13 protein-coding genes are annotated in these 18279 nt (G+C 55.3%); 6 read left to right on the top strand and 7 right to left on the bottom strand.

The genetic code is table 11. The annotated features are described in order from the left end of the window. Nucleotides 1-15: 15 nt before the first annotated feature. Nucleotides 16-669: an SGNH/GDSL hydrolase family protein gene (locus CSC3H3_RS03785; protein ID WP_101263860.1), complete on the bottom strand. Its 654-nt coding sequence runs from the start codon at nt 667-669 to the stop codon at nt 16-18. Between the two features lie 352 nt (nt 670-1021). Between CSC3H3_RS03785 and CSC3H3_RS03780 the strand changes: the two genes are divergently transcribed. From CSC3H3_RS03780 to CSC3H3_RS03765, 4 genes are all read left to right on the top strand, one after another. Next, nucleotides 1022-1645 carry a gluconokinase gene (locus CSC3H3_RS03780; RefSeq protein WP_101283829.1) on the top strand — a complete coding sequence of 208 codons (624 nt, stop codon included), beginning with the start codon at nt 1022-1024 and terminating at the stop codon, nt 1643-1645. Nucleotides 1646-1647: 2 nt separating this feature from the next. After that, the gene (locus tag CSC3H3_RS03775) at nt 1648-2679 is read left to right on the top strand and encodes a TRAP transporter substrate-binding protein (RefSeq protein ID WP_172963390.1); all 1032 of its coding nucleotides are present in this window, start codon (nt 1648-1650) and stop codon (nt 2677-2679) included. A 147-nt stretch (nt 2680-2826) separates the two neighbouring features. After that, entirely contained in the window at nt 2827-3456 is a 630-nt protein-coding gene (locus tag CSC3H3_RS03770) for a TRAP transporter small permease subunit (protein ID WP_101283827.1), read from the top strand. Nucleotides 3457-3506: 50 nt separating this feature from the next. Continuing rightward, nucleotides 3507-4817, top strand: a complete 1311-nt coding sequence (locus CSC3H3_RS03765) for a TRAP transporter large permease (protein WP_101283825.1) — start codon at nt 3507-3509, stop codon at nt 4815-4817. A gap of 96 nt (nt 4818-4913) precedes the next feature. Here CSC3H3_RS03765 and CSC3H3_RS03760 read toward each other — a convergent pair whose 3' ends face one another. The 5 genes from CSC3H3_RS03760 to CSC3H3_RS03740 all read right to left on the bottom strand — a co-directional run bounded on the left by CSC3H3_RS03760 (nt 4914) and on the right by CSC3H3_RS03740 (nt 15506). After that, complete coding sequence (locus tag CSC3H3_RS03760) at nt 4914-5912, bottom strand: LysR family transcriptional regulator (protein ID WP_101283823.1); 999 nt, start codon at nt 5910-5912, stop codon at nt 4914-4916. A 50-nt stretch (nt 5913-5962) separates the two neighbouring features. Beyond that, on the bottom strand, nt 5963-6844 hold the full coding sequence (locus CSC3H3_RS03755; RefSeq protein WP_101283821.1) for an alpha/beta fold hydrolase: 882 nt from the start codon (nt 6842-6844) through the stop codon (nt 5963-5965). A 124-nt stretch (nt 6845-6968) separates the two neighbouring features. Further along, complete coding sequence (gene pbpC / locus CSC3H3_RS03750) at nt 6969-9170, bottom strand: penicillin-binding protein 1C (RefSeq protein WP_101283819.1); 2202 nt, start codon at nt 9168-9170, stop codon at nt 6969-6971. 12 nt (nt 9171-9182) lie between these two features. Continuing rightward, nucleotides 9183-14261: an MG2 domain-containing protein gene (locus tag CSC3H3_RS03745; protein ID WP_101283817.1), complete on the bottom strand. Its 5079-nt coding sequence runs from the start codon at nt 14259-14261 to the stop codon at nt 9183-9185. 219 nt (nt 14262-14480) lie between these two features. Then, on the bottom strand, nt 14481-15506 hold the full coding sequence (locus CSC3H3_RS03740) for a 1-aminocyclopropane-1-carboxylate deaminase (protein WP_425444971.1): 1026 nt from the start codon (nt 15504-15506) through the stop codon (nt 14481-14483). Nucleotides 15507-15667: 161 nt separating this feature from the next. Between CSC3H3_RS03740 and CSC3H3_RS03735 the strand changes: the two genes are divergently transcribed. Further along, complete coding sequence (locus CSC3H3_RS03735) at nt 15668-16132, top strand: Lrp/AsnC family transcriptional regulator (RefSeq protein ID WP_101283815.1); 465 nt, start codon at nt 15668-15670, stop codon at nt 16130-16132. Nucleotides 16133-16206: 74 nt separating this feature from the next. Here CSC3H3_RS03735 and gor read toward each other — a convergent pair whose 3' ends face one another. Next, nucleotides 16207-17568, bottom strand: coding sequence for a glutathione-disulfide reductase (gor, locus tag CSC3H3_RS03730; protein WP_101283813.1), 1362 nt, complete (start codon nt 17566-17568; stop codon nt 16207-16209). A gap of 201 nt (nt 17569-17769) precedes the next feature. On the opposite strand from gor, the gene CSC3H3_RS03725 reads away from it, so the two are divergent. Further along, nucleotides 17770-18192, top strand: coding sequence for a DUF4870 family protein (locus CSC3H3_RS03725; RefSeq protein WP_101283811.1), 423 nt, complete (start codon nt 17770-17772; stop codon nt 18190-18192). Nucleotides 18193-18279: the final 87 nt, after the last annotated feature.

Here is an 18279-nt window from a genome sequence, read left to right as displayed (position 1 = left end):
TGACTGCAATCTGCATTAATCGTGGGGGCCGCCGCGCAATATTTCCTCAACCAGGGGAACAAGCGCCGTCCCTATCGCCCGTGTATTAGCCGCATCCAGATGCACGCCGTCAACAGGTGATGGCACCGCAACGCGCGATGCGTCAAAGAAATGGCAGTTCTTGTCACGTGCCAGCAACTGATAGGCACCGGCAAATTTTTGCGATTCGGCAATGCTGCGCCCCGAAGGCAGGGTGCCGCCCACCTTATCGGTTTCGCAAAAATGCGGCGGGGCCACCACCATCACAGCCGGTGCGGGCCCGGCCTTATAGGGGTATGTCCGGACAATATCGACAAGCCTGCCCATCCCGGCCGCGGCCCCCCAGACATCGCCACAAATAAACGATTTCAAATCGTTCGATCCCAGCATAATGATCACAAGGTCAAGCGGGTCGTGGCTGCCCAGCAGGGTTGGCAACACTTTCGCACCATTGCGTTCGGCCGGGGCAGTATGATCATCAAATGCGGTGGTCCGGCCACCAAGCCCCTCGGCGATGACGCGCGCCTGTCGCCCCAGCCCTTCACCCAATACACTTGGCCATAAATCATTAAAGGGATGGCGCCTGCCATGTTCAGGGTGGTGGCCCCAGGTCAGACTATCCCCATAGGCAAGAACTGTTTTCGTATACATGGCGTTATTCCCGACGAGATTTGGTGCGATCCCTTGAAAAACGGTGTGATTTCAACCAGCCTGTTTCACGCGGCCTGCCCTTTTGGCCCTTTTGGCCGTCTTTGCGGCCTTTCGGGTGGCACTGCTTTCGCGGAACAGATGCAAAGCGTATCACATTTTTCTTATTATAGACGTATCCGCCCTGCACACAATTATTGAAATCATTCTAAGGTGCTGAATTTACCGATGATTAACCGCGCAAAAATTGTGTGAGGATTTCTGTTGACTCAATGTTAGCGCTATCATTATGTTAGCGCTAACATTGAGTCAACAGAAGCCCTGCCATACAGCGTCCGGGAAACAGTCTTTGCCAATGAATAGCGTTGCGAAATTCGTCATCGTCATGGGTGTCAGCGGGTCGGGTAAAACCGAAACTGCCCGCCGCCTTGCCACGGCCACACACAGTGCCTGGCTCGATGCGGATGACCACCATCCGGCGGAAAATGTCGAACATATGCGTCGCGGGCTGCCGTTAAATGATGAAATGCGCTGGCCCTGGCTTGATGCCCTGTGCAAGGTCGCGATTGCCACCCGCAATGAAATTGCCGCCACTGCCGGGAATAACGCCCGCCCTGGCCAGCCAACCCCGCCCATTTTTATTGCCTGTTCCGCCCTTAAACGCCGCTATCGCGATTTTTTGCGCACGCATCTGGGGCCGCAACTGGTGTTTGTTTTTCTGGAAGGCCCGCGCGACCTGATTCTGGACCGGATGAATAACCGGGCCGGGCATTTCATGCCTTCCGCCCTGCTTGACAGCCAGCTTGGTGATCTTGAACCGCTGGGGCCGGATGAAGATCCGCTGACTGTTTCCATAATCGCCCCGTTAGACGACATCGTCTGGCAAGTGCTGGATGATCTGACTGCACGTGAAGCCCAACAAAACCGGACGGAAAATTCCGTACCACCAGGCCAAAAATCCACATCCAAGGGAGGATGATCATGAAAACGTCGATGAAAACAATTCTGGGCGCGGCTTTTGCCGTGGCTTTGGCTGCCAGCACCTCGCTTAGCGCACATGCCGCCGATTACGAATGGAAATTCCAGTCCAGCGACAATTCCGGCACCCCCACCTTTGAAATCGATCAGGAATGGACCAAACGGGTCGAGGAAATGACCAATGGCCGCATCAAGATCGAATTGCTGCCGGTCGGTTCCATCGTTGAACATGCCGAAACCCAGGATGCCATTGCGGCAGGCATCCTTGATGGTCACATTACCGATGTCAGCTATTTTTCCGGTAAAGACCCGGCATTCAGCCTGATCGCCAACCCGATTGGCGCCTGGGCCGACCCGCAGCAGATGTTCCGCTTCATCAATTATGGTGGTGGCAAGGAACTGATGAACAAACTTGAAGAACCCTATGGCCTGCATTTCATTGGCGCCATCACCCCGGGTCTTGAAGCCTTTGTTTCCTCAGTTCCGCTTAATGGTGTGGCCGATCTGAAGGGCCTTAAAGTCCGCGCACCGGAAGGCATGGTGCAGGAAGTGTTTGCTGCTGCCGGTGCAGCCCCGGTCAATATCCCGCAGTCCGAAGTCTATACCTCGCTTGACAAAAAGGTCATCGATGCGGCGGACGCCACGGTTTATGCCACCAATTCGGCCATGGGCCTGAACGATATCGCCAAACACCCTGTTTATCCCGGCTTCCATTCCATGCCGCTGGTCGAAGTTTCGATGAACAAGGAAAAATGGGACGCCCTGCCCAAAGACCTGCAGGAAATTCTGACCGTTTCGGTACGTGACCTGTCCCAGGATCTGGTAGCACGCCTGCAGATGAAAGACCGCGAAGCCGTTGCCAAGGATCAGGCCAAGGGTGACATCCAGATCACCAACTGGTCCGACGAAGAACGCGCCAAATTCCGCGCCATTGCCATGAAGCAGTGGCAGAAAGTTGCCGAACGTTCGGACAACGCCAAGGAAGTTTACGAAACCCTGACCAAATACCTCAAAGCCCAGGGTCTGTTGAAATAATCCACCCTATCTGCCCCCGGCCTGTTTTACGGGCCGGGGGTATCGCGTTTCGGGTTTGGGGCTTAACATGCCATTCGCGGCCGTTCCCTTCCTGCCCAAATGCAAACGCCTGCTTCGCGACGTACTCCGCGTTTAAGGAATGGTTTCATGACCAACACGCCACACAGCGACCCACATGCCCCACTTGGCACATCCGAAGGGGACGTGGCCGAACTGATTGATGACAACCGCGCTGTTTTACCGCCGGAATCCGGCGTTTTTGGCCGCGGCGTCAATCATCTTGGCACCATCTTTGCCATTGGTTTCCTTTGTTCGATGGCCGCCCTGATCTTTGAAATCTGCATGCGTCACATTTTTGATGCGCCCACCATCTGGGCCCATGAAACAACGACATTTTTGTGTGGCATGGGATTTGTCTTTGCCGGGCTGTTCTGTGCATCGCGCAACCAGCATATCCGGGTGGTGATCATTTATGACATGGTCGGGCCAAAGGCACGGCGCATTCTGAATATTGTCATTTCACTGATCTGCGCGCTTTCAACCGGCTTTTTCAGTTTCGCGGCCTGGCTGATGGTTAAAAAGGCGGCCTTTGCGCCAACCGGCGGCATTCGCCTTGAAACCAGCGGCAGTGCATGGAACCCGCCTTTTCCGGCGATCCTTAAAATTTTCATGCTGGTTATCATGGTCGCCCTGACGGTGCAGTTTCTGATCCTGGCCTATAACTATTTCCGACAGAAACCTGATCTCTCCGCCAGCGAAGCGCCCGCACGCCGCTAATCATTTTCCGTTCCATTTCCTGCGCCAAAAGCGCACCAGGATAATTACCCATGTTACATCTGCAATCACTGGGCATTGAATACGGCACGCTGGCGATGTTTGTCATGCTGATCGGCTTTTTGCTGACAGGCATGCCGCTGGCATTTGTAACCCTGCTGGTCGCCCTGATTTTCACCCTTGGCTGGTTCGACAACATCATGGCGGTGTCGTTGATTACCAGTCGGGTCTATTCGTTTGTTTCTTCATTCGTTTTTGTTTCCGTCCCCATGTTCGTCCTCATGGCGGCCCTTCTGGACCGATCAGGCATCGCCCGGGACCTGTTCGAGGCGATGCGCCTGTTTGGTGGCCGGCTTAAAGGCGGGGTTGCGGTTCAGACCATTTTTGTCGCCGTCATCCTTGCTGCCATGAGCGGCATTATCGGCGGCGAGATCGTCCTTCTCGGCATGATCGCCCTGCCCCAGATGCTGCGTCAGGGTTATGATAAAAACCTGGCGATTGGTGTTGTCTGTGCGGGTGGCTCACTCGGTACCATGGTGCCACCTTCGATCGTGCTGATCATTTATGGCCTAACGGCCAATGTTTCGATCGGGGATCTATTCACATCGGCCTTTATTCCCGGCTTCATGCTGGCGGGCTTTTATGTCGCCTATGTGCTGTTTCGCTGCTATTTCGGCGATAATGTCGCCCCGCCGCCCCGCACCGAACATATCCCGACCGAGGAAAAGCTCCGTCTCCTCAAGGGCCTTTTCCTGCCCATTCTTGTGGTGATCTGCGTTCTAGGTTCGATTTATGGCGGCATTGCATCGGTAACCGAGGCATCGGCTGTTGGTGTTGCAGGTGTTATTGCCTCGACCATGCTGCGCGGCGAATTTTCCCTGTCGATGTTGAAGGGGGCGGCCATGCAAACCCTTTCAACCTGCGGCATGATTGTCTGGATCGGGATTGGCGCATCGGCCCTGGTGGGTGTGTTTAACCTGATGGGCGGCATCAAATTCGTGTCAGGCATGATCACGGGCATTTCCGATGACCCGACCGTGGTTATCCTGGTGATGATGCTGATCCTGTTTATCCTGGGCATGTTCCTGGACTGGGTCGGCATCGCCCTTCTGACCATGCCCATCTTCGTACCCATCGTAAAACAGCTTGGCTTTGACCCGGTCTGGTTTGGCGTGGTGTTTGCGATGAACATGCAGGTCAGCTTCCTGTCCCCGCCTTTTGGTCCGGCAGCCTTCTATCTCAAATCGGTGGCCCCTCCAGACATAACATTGGGCACAATTTTCAAATCCCTTGTGCCTTTCATCTGCCTGCAGGTCCTTGCCGTGGCCCTTCTCATCATCTTCCCCGGCATTACCGGGCGGTAAAACAAAAATGCCCAACAAAAAGGGCGGGGTGCCATGGCACCTCGCCCTTTTTAATTGGCCACACCGCCGTGCCGCTTAAGGCACAATCAACCCGGATCACATGTCCTTGCCGTTGCCGCCTTGCGCCTCGCCTAACGCACAGGCAAGGGAAACAAAATGGCCCAGTTGCGGGGAATAATCGCGTTTGCGCCAGGCGATATAAAGCGGCAATTCCAATACCGGGTCCCCATATGGCACAAAACGTACGCCCTCTGGCGCAATGGCTTGCGCCCATTTGGGAACCAGCGCCACACCCACGCCCTGACGCACCAGTTGCAGCATGGTTGATTTATCAATTACTTCGCAGGTCACCGCCGGGGTTGCGGTAATATGCGCCAGACTGCCCATCACCAGATCATGCAGTAATGGCCGGGCATGACGTGGAAAGCCAATCAACGGCCATGCTGCCAATTCATCCGGGGTAACGTGGGCGATATCATCGGCTATGCGTTCCTTCCAGTCGGTATTATCCCCCTGACCCGATGCAGGCGACGCGTCCGATATGATCGGGTGCGGGCTAGTAGTCACAGACCTTGCAGATACCGGCAACGCTGCCATTACCGGCTGCCGATAAAGCAGACGGCATGCGATGTGATCGCTATCAACATTTTCACGAATAAACACGATATCGGCCCGGTGGGCTTCCAATGCCTGCAAATTGCGCCCGGATGATGAAACCTCGTGAACCTGCAGGTGAATATCGGGATAATCCTGCCGAAAGCGCGCCATCAGCGTCGGCACCAGGGTTACAATGGCTTCATCCACCCCGCCAATACGAATGGCGGGTACGGCAGAATGGGCAATGTCGCGCGCCTGCCGTTTGGCGGCATCCAGATTACGCAAAATCTGGCGCACATCTTTTAAAAATACCGCCCCTGCCTGGGTCAGGCTGACCTGCCGGGTCGTCCGGAAAAACAGGGCAAAACCCAAATCGGCCTCAAGTGCGGCAAGGCTGGCCGAAAGGGCTGGCTGGCTGATGGCAAGGCGGACGGCAGCACGCCGGAAATGCAGTTCTTCGGCAACCGCAACAAAGCATTGCAATTGTCTGATCTCCATTCCCGTCGCTCCTTTTCCCTAAATGTCGCCCTGCTGCCCGACAGATTGCCTTAATGCCGGGCAAAAAATTCGCGAAAATGCATTGCCACCTGATCGGGAATTTCCTCTGCCAGGTAGTGGCCGGCAGGCAGGGAAAAACCGGTTACATTTTCGGCACGTTCCCGCCAAAGGGCGAGCGCATCAAAGCAGTGTTCAATCACACCGCGCCCACCCCAGATCGCCAATAGAGGCATGGCAAGCTTGCGCCCGCCATCTTCATCATCGTGGCGGATATCGATGCTGGCGCCTGCACGGTAATCCTCGCAACTGGCGTGAATAACGGCCGGGTCACGAAACAGGGTCAGATATTCATCCAGGGCTTCGGGGCTAAAGGGCGATGCACCGGCACTTTGCGCCTTGCATTTGAATTTCCAATAGGCATCCGGGTCCCCGCCAATCATGGTTTCGGGGAAAGGTGCGGGCTGGATTAGATAAAACCAGTGCCAATAGGCGCGTGCAAAGGCATCGTCGGTTTCGCGGTACATTTCGCGCGTTGGCGCGATATCAAGCATCGCAATCGCCTTGACCGATGCCGGGTGATCCAGGCCCAAACGGTGTGCCACGCGCGCCCCCCGGTCATGCGCACCAACATAAAAGCTGTCATGGCCCAATTTCGTCATGACGCGCACCATGTCAGCCGCCATTACCCGTTTGGAATAGGGGCTGTGATCCCCGTCCGTTACCGGTTTGGATGACCGGCCATAACCGCGCAAATCGGCGCAAACAACATGGTACTTATCAGCCAGTTGCGGCGCGACCTTGTGCCACATGGCTGATGTTTGCGGGTAACCATGCAGCAATAACAAACCTGGCCCAGCCAAATTTCCGCCATGGCGCACAAAAATATCGGCACCTTCGCCGGTGATCACGGCTTCGCTAAAACCTTCAAACATGACATTCCTCCTGACATGCGGGTGCCGGTTTTCCGGTCACCCTGTTCTGCCAAGTCTAGCCAATTTTCAGATTGCCATTATGCGCCATTACTGATCAATAAAATCTATCAATTATGGCTATCAATTACTTTGTTGATGATGACGTCAGCGAGATTTGGCGAATGGGTGACACCAGCGGTGCATTTGCGCGAATGGTGACCTGCCGGTGACGGGCAACGCCATTTTTATCCAGCACGGTAATATCATAAAAGCCCGGTTCTTCGGGTTGCCAGCGCACATTGCGCTGCCATGGGTCCGATGGCAATGGCACACCATTTACCATCCAGACCAATGGCCGTTCACCATTTCGCGCGCGTAAAACCAGCCCGCGCGGGCCAAGGCTGCTGGCCATAAAAACGCTGTCATCGGCGGGAAATTCAATATCCAGCGCATTTGCCGCAACCAGAACCGGGTCGGCATGTTTCACGCCAAAATATTTAAGGCCCACCGGTGCTGGGTTTTGCCAATCATTGGCGCTGGCAGCGGGCAATGACCGCGACAAAGGGGGCAGTTTTTCAAACACGGAAAATAACAATGGTGCGGCACTGTTAAGGCCGGTCTGGCCATTTACCGGTTCGCCCGATGCCCGCCCAACCCAGACACCGACAGTATAATCGGCGTTATAGCCAAATGCCCATGCATCGCGATAACCATATGACGTGCCGGTTTTAAAGGCGATTGGCACCGCACCCTGCCCGCCACTGCGTGCTGCCTGCGCGCGGTATCCTGCGGGGCGCGGGGTATGTTGCAAAATGCCCGTGATCCAGTTTTGCGTCTGGCGTGAAAACAATTCCTGCCTGCTGGCGCAAGGTTGGGTAGTTTCCCCCTGCAAATAGGTCAATGGGCAATTTTTACGATCCGTTGCCAGGGCACGATAAAGCTGTGTCATTTCATCAAGGCGAATGCCCGTACCGCCCAGGGCAATGGCAAGGTTCGGCACATCGCCGTCGTGGGGCAGACGCAAATCAAGGCCGTTATGGCGCATGGTTTCGCTAAAGCGGATCGGCCCGAACCGTTCCAGAACCTTGACTGCCGGGATATTCAGGCTGAACCGCAAGGCATCGGCGATACTAACCTCGCCTGCTTCGCCATGATCAAAATTTGCCGGGCGATAGCCACCATCGGCAATCGCCCGATCCCAGATCAGGGTCTGCGGGTGGGTTTGATGTGCTTCGAATGACAGGGCATAGATAAACGGTTTCAAGGTTGATCCCGGCGACCGCACCGCCTGCGTCATATCAACAAAACCATGGCTGGCACGGTCCAGATAATCGCGCGATCCCAAATGTGCGCGCACCTTGCCGGTTTTATTTTCCACCACCATCAGCGCCACAGATCGTTGCGGCATATTCCGACCGCCATAATACTCCACCAGCTTTTGAATATCGGCCTGCAACCAGGGTTCGATGGTACTGGTAATGCGGTCCTGGCCCGGATAGGCCGCCACCAGCCGTTCGGCCAGATGCGGCGCCAGCATCGGCACGGGAAACTGCCGGTCGGGCAGTGGCTCGGCAATGGCTTCGTCATAATCGGCCTGTGTAATCACCTTCTGTCCCAGCAGGCGTTCCAGCACCTTTTGCCGAGCGGCACGGGCGCGGGCAGGAAACCTGTCTGGCCGCAGGGTGCTGGGTGATTGCGGCAGCACGGTTAATAACGCGGCCTCGGCAATGGTTAGATGCGCCGGGTCCTTGCGGAAATAAACATTTGCGGCACTGCGCACCCCTTCAATGCGCCCGCCAAACGGCGCCAGCGTGACATACATGTTTAAAATGTCGGTTTTGGAATAATGCCATTCCAATTGCAGGGCGCGCAAAATCTCGATGCCCTTGGCGACTAAGGTGCGATCACGCGGTTCGAGCAACCGTGCCACCTGCATCGTCAGGGTCGACCCACCCGAAACAATATGCCCGGCACACAGCCATTGCCAGCTTGCCCGGATCAACGCCGCCGGGTCCACGCCCCAATGGCTGTCAAAGCGTCGGTCTTCATAACTTTTTAAAAAGCGCAGATATTTCGCATCCACCCCATCCACACGGGTTTGCAGGCGCAAAATCCCGCCTTCGGTGGAAAACATGCGCAAGGGTTGCCCGTTTTGCCCTTCCACCACCGCCGAAATATGATCCAGCCGCGTCAGATTAGGCGGCAAGGCACGGTCCAGCCCCCACAGCGACAAAACCGCCACCGCCCCCATCCCCAGCAACATTGCCAAAAGGTTGGTGGCTTTGCGATTTTCTGTCGCTATGGCTTTAAGCTTGCCCATTTTACCGGGGGCTGGTGAACCGCGCATTTCCCACAAGGCCTAGTTAACCGGTGAAACCACAAGATTACCCATCGCCCCACGGGCGAAATAGGCGGGTTTATACATATCCTCGACAAACGGTGCCGGATGCACATATTGCCCCGGCGTTACGGCCCGCACGACGTAATAAAGGCGGTATTTCGACCCTTTGTCATCGCCATAGCGGTCCTCGCCCAAATTCACTGCCGCAACGTATCGGTCGTCACGTTCGGCAACAAATTCGGTGGGTGACAAATCATCAGGCGTGATCGACAGGCGCTTTTCCAGTTCGGGGAAACGGGCATTGGCCTCGATCTCGAAACCGGCAGGCAGCAGATCCACCACCAGTGCGCGATGCGACAGGCCATTTTTTGCCGCACCGGACAAAACAACAATAAACCGATCACCGGTTTTCACCTGATCAAGCTTTGCTGGCTTGCCATCCATGCCAAAATATTGCCGTTTAATCGAAAGCCCCTGAGATGCCGCCACCAAGGGCTGGGCGGGAATCCCCGTTGCCGACCATTTGACAAACGCCGTGCCCTGACCTGCATTTTCAATGCGGTAATGGTCCCTGACCTGGCCTGGCGTCAACCCGACACGGTAGCTTTGCACCTTTGTTGCTGGCTGGTCATTCACCTGCAAAGACAGGTTCTTGCCCGCCCCCGTGGCAATGGAAGTTGCCGCCTGCAACAGCCACGCCTTTTCCTGGGTGCTGGTATAGTGCTGGTTTTCAGCTTCTTCGGTAACCGTGCCCAGCAGCGACAGGCGTTCGCCATCGCTGGCAAAAATATCCACCGGCAAAGTCAAAATCGCCGCCAGATCGCGCAAGGGCGAGCCATAGCTGTGGTAATAACGCCGTTCGCTGCCGATAAAATAGGTGAAGTTATCAAGCGTGAAACCATCGACGGTTCCACCATTGATCACGCGCGCTGCAGCCAGTTGCGCCCAGGCGAGCGAACCGATTTTATCATTCAGAATACGAGTGGTTTCGTATTCCAGTGCTGATTTTGAATAACGGTCATTGCGCGTTAGCACCAGCACCATATAGGCCCGTGCCTCGGGGGAATATTGTTCGGATCGAACAACATTCTGCATCCAGTCAAGCGCGTTTTCAAACCTTGCATCCAGCACGTCATAGCCTTTGGCCCGTGCCGTTGTCAGAAAATCGGTAGCATAGGCGGTTAACCAGGGTTCAGCATCACTATGCCGGTTCCACAGGCCAAAGCTGCCATCGGTCCGCTGTTTTGCCAGCACCCCGTCAATGCCGTCACGGATTTTGTCATCCAGGCTGTTTTCATCAAATTCAACACCCTGCCAGCGAGCGCGCGCGTCGCGGAAGGATAATAACGGAAAGGCCCGGCTGGTGGTTTGCTCCAGGCAGCCATAGGGGTAACGGTCCAATGCCGTTATCAGGCGTTGCACATCAATTTCCGGCACGGTTGACAGGGAAACATCCAGCGATGCCGTTTCCGGGCGGAACATATCAAGATAGGTGCCATCAAGGTCCAGGGTTTCGCCCGCGGCCAACTGGCGCTGGCCAACATTGCTTTGCCATGCCTGGGCCGGGCGAATTTCCATATCCCAGTGCCGCACCTGATGATACCCCGCCGGGCCATCAATATTCAGGGTCAGCTTACCCTGCCCGACACGATCCGCGCTAACATCAAACCGGTTTTCCACCGGTTTACCTTTGGCAATTTCGCCCTGCCATTCTGGGTTGGTCACCGACAGCCTGTCATTCGTTTCAAGGCGGATTTTATAGGCCCCCTCCGGTCCGCTTAGATTTTGCAGACGCAGGGCAAAATCGGCATGGTCACCCGGTGCCATAAAGCGCGGCGGCAACAAGTCAGCCACCACCGGGGCACGCACCAGCATATTGGTGACACCGCTGCCAATTGCACCATTGCTGTAGGCCACGGCAAAGACCCGCAATTTACCGTTAAAATCTGGCAGGTCAAAATGCGCAACACCTTTGCCGTCTGCATCAACCTGCACGGTATCGCTGGCAAGGGCCACGGTTTTAAATACCCGTGAATTTAGCGATGCCTGGTTGCCATCGCCCATTTCATCACCGCCAGAGCGCAGCACGCCCATATCGCCCTTTTGCGGGACAATCAGGTGCCCATACAGGTCATGATATGAAAGCTGCAATAACTGCTGTCCCAAAAGGGCATCTTCGGGTTTTGGGGCCTTAAAGCCGGTCAGTCGCAAAATGCCCTCATCCACGGCAAAGACATTCACCCGCACCTTTTCACCCGCAGCAATGGCCGCACCAGTAATCAAAACGGGCACATCAATGCTGGTTGAAGGGCGAATTTCGCCTGGCACATCCAACGCCACATTCAATGTGCGGTCCTGTTTGCCAAAGCTGACCCAGTGTGCCGCGACCGACCGAACCGGCCCCATCGCGCCCTGCGGCACCTGGTGAAGCCCCGCACGATAGGCCGTTGCCAGCACATAGGCGCCATTGCCCCATTTCGGATCAACCGGAATATGGAATTCCACGCCATCGCCCGACATTTCATATTCGCGGCGCCACAGCACATTTTTCTGTGCCACGGTTACAACCAGGTGGCCGTCAAACGGAGCCTTGATGAAACCGTCAATCTGCTCGCCGGTTTGAATATCGGCGGACTTGATGCTCATATTCAACTGATCGGGGCGGTCGGGTGACTGGCCATTGGCCCACCAGCCAACACGGAAGGTATGATCCGCCGCACTGCCCGTTATCGGGTCACGCACCACCGCACGATAATATCCCCACCGGTCAAAGGACTGGGCGAAATGCACCGTACCATTGGCATCGGCGGTAATATTTTCATGGCCCACCGGCACATCATATTTATCATAGCTCGATTGCCATTCGCCGCCCTGATAATACCAGTTGTAATCCCGTTCCTCGCGGATCCAGTCAATCACCAGTTTGCGATTGGTAAGGGGCTGACCCTTGGCATCAACGACAATGCCATCAAAACCGGCATCCTGCCCGTATGCCAGTGAATCCCCCTCAAACCCGGCGCGAATACCCACAAGGCTTTCATTGGCCTGCAATGGCAGGCTTAGCCGCGCGCGCGACGGGCGGCCATCGATATCGGCCACTTCCACATTCAGGCTGACCTTCAGGGGTGACGAAATATCCACCCGTCCAAAAGCCGGAACGCGAATATCGGCATAACCGCTGGCGTTGCTTTTGACGCCATCAAAGTTTTTGCGCACCTGCGCCACATCATCCTGCAGGCCAAAATAATAGTTTTTCAAATCGGCAAAGGGGTGATGATCCACCTGCAAAAAGGCATCGCCCCCGGCCATAAGGCCACTGCCCGGCGCGCCAAACAGATAATCAGTTTGCACATCCAGGGGCATCGCCTGGCCAAAAACCATATAGGGTGCCGTGGTGCTGGCCTTGACCTCCAGCCGTTCGGGGACAAATTCCTCAACCTGCAGAGAAAGTTCGCCAATCGGTTCGCCGTTCGGGTCGCTATAGGCCGAAACATGCCATTTTCCCGTGGCCGCCGCGCTGGAAATGGCAATATCCACCTTGCCGCCACCCGCATCATCGGGTTGCTGTACGGTTTTAAAGGCTTCCTTGCCATCGGGCCGATACAGCACAATGGTTACAGGCACACCGGTCTGGGCAGCCGACAAATCATCGCGCAGCAAATATCCCAGATGGATTTTTTCACCCGGCCGGTAAATGCCCCGGTCTGAATATAAATAGGTTTGCAGGGCAGCGGGCGGTTCATGCCCCGAAACACCCCGATCCGAAAGCTCCAGCGGTGATTGATCCAGCGAGATAAAGGAAAAATCGCCATCACTGGTTTCGGCGGTCAAATACAGCGCCTGCTTGCCGCCCTTGCCCGCCATTAATGATCCGGGGAAATCAGCCCAGCCATCATCATTGGCCTTTACTTCGCCCAGTAGCGCATTGTTACGCGCCACCAGCCGCACCTTTGCCCCGGCGACCGGCGCAGCACTGCGAAGTGACCGAACCTGAAGCGACAGGCCCTTTTCCCCATTATAGGCCGACAGGCCCAGATCCGTTACCACCACCCACTGGGTGGGTTTGTTGCTCCAGCGGTCATCATCGTCGGGCGCACTTGCCACCAGGGCATAAAGGCCCGGCTTGAAATCCGATACCATATCACGCAGGGGAATTTGCGTGACCACTTCCTGATCGGGCACATTGCGCACATCAAGGGTGCCGGCCCATACTTCCTCTCCGGTTTCCTCGTTGATATTGTCCATATCCCACGGGTCAAGGCGACGCGCCAACAGGTTCGATGTCAGGGTATTGACCAGGTTGCGTTCCACAATCCTGAAAAAGCGCAGATCAACACTATCCTGGTTTACCGTGGTAATCGGGATCACCGGGCTATCGCTTTTGGGCAGCACATAATTATTGGTGCCCAGGGTAATTTCCGCCTTGCGGGCCCCCATCATCACATCGCGCGAAACATCCTCTGCCAGGGCAAAATCATAAACGCCCTTTAATCCCTTGCGCAGGGTAACCTTGGTGGTTTGCGAATGCGGCAGGCCCATCAGGCACAGCTTGCCATTGGCGATGCGCGCGGAATAATCGCGTACCGGTGCCAGTTCGATATAGGACCGCACATCAAGGGGCTGGTCCACATCCAGGTCATGGTCAAAGGCAAAGCAGGTTTCAGTTACCGCCTTGTCCGCATTGGCCGTGACCTTGGCAATCTTCAAATCGCCTTTCAATTCAGCCCGCAAATCGGCAATACGGTCCTGGTATTTACCGCTCAGGCATTGAAGGGTTTCGGGGCGCAGGGCATCGGGTTTTTCGTCCTTTTGCAAAACGCAGCTATTCCGCACATTACGCAGCCACGCCTGCTGGTCGGTTTGCAGCCCGATCTGCGTTACCTCGTCAATCTCGCCCATCACCTGTTTATAGGTTTGCGCCATTTTCACATCCAGCGCAGCCAGGTCGGCGTTGTGGCAAATCGCCTTTTCAATGCTGGTTGATGCCTTCTCGCACGGAAAACTGGCCGGGTAAGTTTCACTGGCATGGGCCAGATCAGGCAAAAATAGCGCAAAAACAAACAGGAAAACTGCGGCTAGCCGTTTTTCGCAGGGCATCAGGACCTCGATGTCGCGTGGATCAGTCAGGTTAAACAGTCAGGCGGAATTCTCTAACCAGTCCAGAAAAACGGTTTTTTTACGGTTAGGCAACACGCAAAAATTGCACGCGCCCCATCCCCTGCCAACGCCGCCCTTTATTTCATAATTGAGAAATAAAAAACGACCGGGGCAGATAGATGCCGCCCCGGCCGCTTTCAAATACAATTTTTAGGGGTATTAGCCGTTGCGATACAGGTAACTATAACCATTAATCGCCGGCACCCCGCCCAGATGGGCGTACAAGACCTTTGACCCTTTGGGGAAATATCCCTTTTTCACCAGATCAATCATGCCCTGCATCGATTTACCTTCATAAACCGGGTCGGTCATCATGCCTTCGGTGCGTGCCGCCAGGCGAATGGCATCATTGGTTTCATCCGATGGCACCCCATAGGCAGGATAGGCATAATCATTGATCAGGGTAATATCGGCATCCGAAATGCCGCCTTCCAGTTCCACCAGATCGGCGGTCTTTTCGGCAATTGCCAAAACCTGTGCACGGGTCTGATCTGGCGTGCCCGATGCATCAATACCCACAACCCTGTCAGCGCGGCCATCGGCGGCAAAGCCAACCAGCATCCCGGCATGGGTCGAACCGGTTACGGTGCAAACCACAATATAATCAAATTCAAAGCCAAGCTCGGCTTCCTGCGCACGGACTTCCTCGGCAAAACCGACAAAGCCCAAACCGCCATATTTATGCACCGATGCCCCCGCCGGGATCGGATAGGGCTTGCCGCCTTTGGCCTTTACATCTTCAAGGGCGGCTTCCCAGCTTTCGCGACTGCCAATGTCAAAGCCTTCATCGACCAGTTCAATTTCGGCACCCATAACCCGGCTCATCAGGATATTACCAACGCGGTCATAGACCGCGTCATTAAACGGCACCCAGCTTTCCTGCACCAGGCGGCATTTCATGCCGATTTTCGCGGCAATCGCGGCAACCTGGCGGGTATGGTTGGACTGCACACCACCAATCGTCACCAATGTATCCGCGCCCGACTTAATGGCATCGGGAATGATATATTCCATCTTGCGCACTTTATTCCCGCCAAAGGCCAGGCCGGAATTACAGTCTTCACGTTTGGCATAAAGCTCTACATCGCCCCCCAGATGGGCCGAAAGGCGCGGCAGGGCTTCAATCGGGGTCGGACCAAAGGTCAGGCTGTATTTGTCAAACTTGCCCAAATTCATTTTTCGCATTTTTGCACTCCCTGTCTGGCAATCATCAACCGGGAAATGCTAGCGGCTAATCCGTGAAAGGTGCTCTCGAACTTGGGTCATATTTTTTACGCAATCATTCCCGCAGGGGAAAATATGTGCTTATAATTTTGATTAAAGCATCAAATACGGAACAACCTTTCATGGAACAGCCACTGGATCGGACCGATCACAAGATTTTGCGCCTGCTTCAAAGCGATGGCCGCATGGGCAATGCCGAAATCGCCAAGCGCGTCAATGTCAGCCCCGCCACCTGCCACCGCCGCATTCAACGCCTGTTTGACGAAGGCTATGTCAGTTCCGTTCGCGCCATGATCGACCCGAAAAAGGTCGAACGCGGCGCACTTGTTATGGTCGGTGTGGTGCTGGACCGCTCAACGCCGGAAAGTTTCGCCGAATTTGAAAATGCCTGCCGCAAACTGCCCTTCATCCTCGATTGCCATTTGGTGGCAGGCGATTTCGACTATTTCCTGAAAATCCGCGTCCGCGACATGGCCGATTTCAACCACCTGCACGGCGACCAGCTCATCGCCCTGCCCGGTGTGCGCCAAACCCGTACATTCTTTGTGATGAAAGAGGTGGTGGATAATGCGCCGTTGGCGTTTTGAACATGTCCGCACAACAAAAGGCGGCACCATATGGCACCGCCTTTCGCATTTTAGATTTCAGTTAATTTCGGCAATCAGCCACCAACCGGTGTTCGCATCGTCACAAATTCCTCGGCGGCTGAGGGATGGACGGCAACGGTTTGGTCGAACTGGGCTTTGGTAGCCCCCATGCGCACGGCAATGCCGATACCCTGAATGATTTCGGCGGCATCGGGGCCGACCATGTGCGCGCCCAGGACCACGTCGGTGGTTTTATCGACAACCAGCTTCATCAGGGTCTTTTCCTCGCGCCCGGAAAGGGTATGGCGCATCGGGCGGAAGGTTGATTTGAAAATCAGGACTTCGCCGCCCTTGGCGCGGGCCTCTTCCTCGCTTAACCCGACGGTGCCAACCGGCGGCTGGGAAAAGACCGCCGTTGGAATGGCCTGATAGGTCATATGCCAGGGTTTACCGCCATAAACCGTATCGGCAAAGGCCATGCCTTCCTTGATTGCAACCGGGGTAAGCTGCACCCGGTCGGTCACATCACCAACGGCATAGATATTGTCGATATTGGTTTGCAGACCCGAGCTGATCAAAACCGCACCCTTGCGGTTGGTTTCAACCCCGGCTTCGTCAAGACCAAGACCCGACGTATTGGGCGCGCGCCCGGTTGCAAACATCACGGCATCAACCACCATGTCGCTGCCATCGGTCAGGGCGAGTTTCAGACTGCCATCGGCCTGTTTTTCAATCGCTGTGACATTGGTTTCAACCTTAAGGTCGATGCCTTTTTTGACGATTTCTTCGGCAAGATGGTTGCGAATGTCGCGATCAAAGCCGCGCAAAATCTGCTCGCCGCGATAAAGCAGCGATACATCCGAGCCCAGACCGGCAAAAATACCGGCAAATTCAACCGCGATATAACCGCCCCCCACAACAGCAATTCGTTTGGGCTGGTCTTCAAGATGGAAGGCTTCGTTTGATGTAATCGCATGTTCTATGCCGGGAATATCGGGCACCGTTGGGTGCCCCCCCACCGCGATCAAAATGCGTTCTGCCGTAACGGTTTGATCGCCGACCTGAAGGGTATGGGCATCCTTGAATACCGCACGGCTTTCAAACAGTTCCACATCCGATCCGGCCAGAAGCTTTTTATAAATGCCATTTAACCGGTCGATTTCCCGGTCCTTATTGGCAATAAGCGTTTTCCAGCTAAAGGTCGGCTCGCCGGGAAGGGTCCAGCCATAGGCGCTGGCATCTTCAAAATCTTCGGAAAAATGGGCACCGTAAACCAGCAGTTTTTTCGGAACACAGCCCCGAATGACACAGGTGCCACCCACGCGGCTTTCTTCGGCGATTGCGACCTTGGCGCCATAGCCCGATGCCACGCGCGCTGCGCGCACGCCACCAGAGCCGGCACCAATCACAAACAGATCATAATCATAGTCAGACATATAAAATTCCTTGGGTTCGATAATCCCCGCTACATGGCGCCAAATGTAGGGATGTATGCGCCAGAGTCTAGAACAGAGTTTATTATGGGCGGGCACGTCTTCGTGAAGCGCAACCAGCGATAGCGTTTTGCACAATTAATCCTATATGATCAGAAGAACCGATCATGCGTTAACAAACGCCCCACACAGGACAGAAAAGTAATGAGCGACGCCCGTTTTTCAGAAGATGCGACCTATCAGGCAGCACCGCAGGCTTACGCCGAAGAACGCAGCGGCAATACGGCCATTGTCTGCTACGGGCTTATGATCGCGACAATGTTTACCGTTTATGCCACCGGGCTGATTGCCCTGATCGTCGCCTATGTTGCGCGCGAGGATGATGGGCACTGGACCAACAGCCACTACACCTTTGTCATTCGCACCTTCTGGATCAGCATTCTTTATGCGGTGCTAACAGGGATTGTGACCTTCTTTGTCTGGTGGATCCCGCTGATTGGCTGGGCTGTTATCGGCCTGATGGGGCTTTATACCGCCGCCTGGTTTATCGGCCGCAATGTCATTGGCCTTTTGCGCGCCCTTGAAGGCAAGCCGATCAACAATCCGCAAAGCTGGTTTTTCGGCTGATATCCCCTTCCGGCCCGGTCAGAAGGTGGCGTTGTTCGGGGTGGTGCGTGGCTCGGTGATTGCACCGATGGCACTGCCCCGTTAAAG

The organism is Thalassospira marina, assembly GCF_002844375.1.
GTDB lineage: Bacteria > Pseudomonadota > Alphaproteobacteria > Rhodospirillales > Thalassospiraceae > Thalassospira > Thalassospira marina.
The sequence above is the reverse complement of the archived record's forward strand: the minus strand, read 5'-3'. Positions and strand labels throughout refer to the sequence as shown.

Coding starts and splice junctions, on each gene's coding strand:
- CSC3H3_RS03740 (WP_425444971.1), bottom strand. CDS start 15,506: ATGCGAAAAATGAATTTGGGCAAGTTTGACAAATACAGCCTGACCTTT.
- CSC3H3_RS03785 (WP_101263860.1), bottom strand. CDS start 669: ATGTATACGAAAACAGTTCTTGCCTATGGGGATAGTCTGACCTGGGGC.
- CSC3H3_RS03725 (WP_101283811.1), top strand. CDS start 17,770: ATGAGCGACGCCCGTTTTTCAGAAGATGCGACCTATCAGGCAGCACCG.
- CSC3H3_RS03765 (WP_101283825.1), top strand. CDS start 3,507: ATGTTACATCTGCAATCACTGGGCATTGAATACGGCACGCTGGCGATG.
- CSC3H3_RS03780 (WP_101283829.1), top strand. CDS start 1,022: ATGAATAGCGTTGCGAAATTCGTCATCGTCATGGGTGTCAGCGGGTCG.
- CSC3H3_RS03735 (WP_101283815.1), top strand. CDS start 15,668: ATGGAACAGCCACTGGATCGGACCGATCACAAGATTTTGCGCCTGCTT.
- pbpC (WP_101283819.1), bottom strand. CDS start 9,170: ATGCGCGGTTCACCAGCCCCCGGTAAAATGGGCAAGCTTAAAGCCATA.
- CSC3H3_RS03760 (WP_101283823.1), bottom strand. CDS start 5,912: ATGGAGATCAGACAATTGCAATGCTTTGTTGCGGTTGCCGAAGAACTG.
- CSC3H3_RS03770 (WP_101283827.1), top strand. CDS start 2,827: ATGACCAACACGCCACACAGCGACCCACATGCCCCACTTGGCACATCC.
- CSC3H3_RS03745 (WP_101283817.1), bottom strand. CDS start 14,261: ATGCCCTGCGAAAAACGGCTAGCCGCAGTTTTCCTGTTTGTTTTTGCG.
- gor (WP_101283813.1), bottom strand. CDS start 17,568: ATGTCTGACTATGATTATGATCTGTTTGTGATTGGTGCCGGCTCTGGT.
- CSC3H3_RS03775 (WP_172963390.1), top strand. CDS start 1,648: ATGAAAACGTCGATGAAAACAATTCTGGGCGCGGCTTTTGCCGTGGCT.
- CSC3H3_RS03755 (WP_101283821.1), bottom strand. CDS start 6,844: ATGTTTGAAGGTTTTAGCGAAGCCGTGATCACCGGCGAAGGTGCCGAT.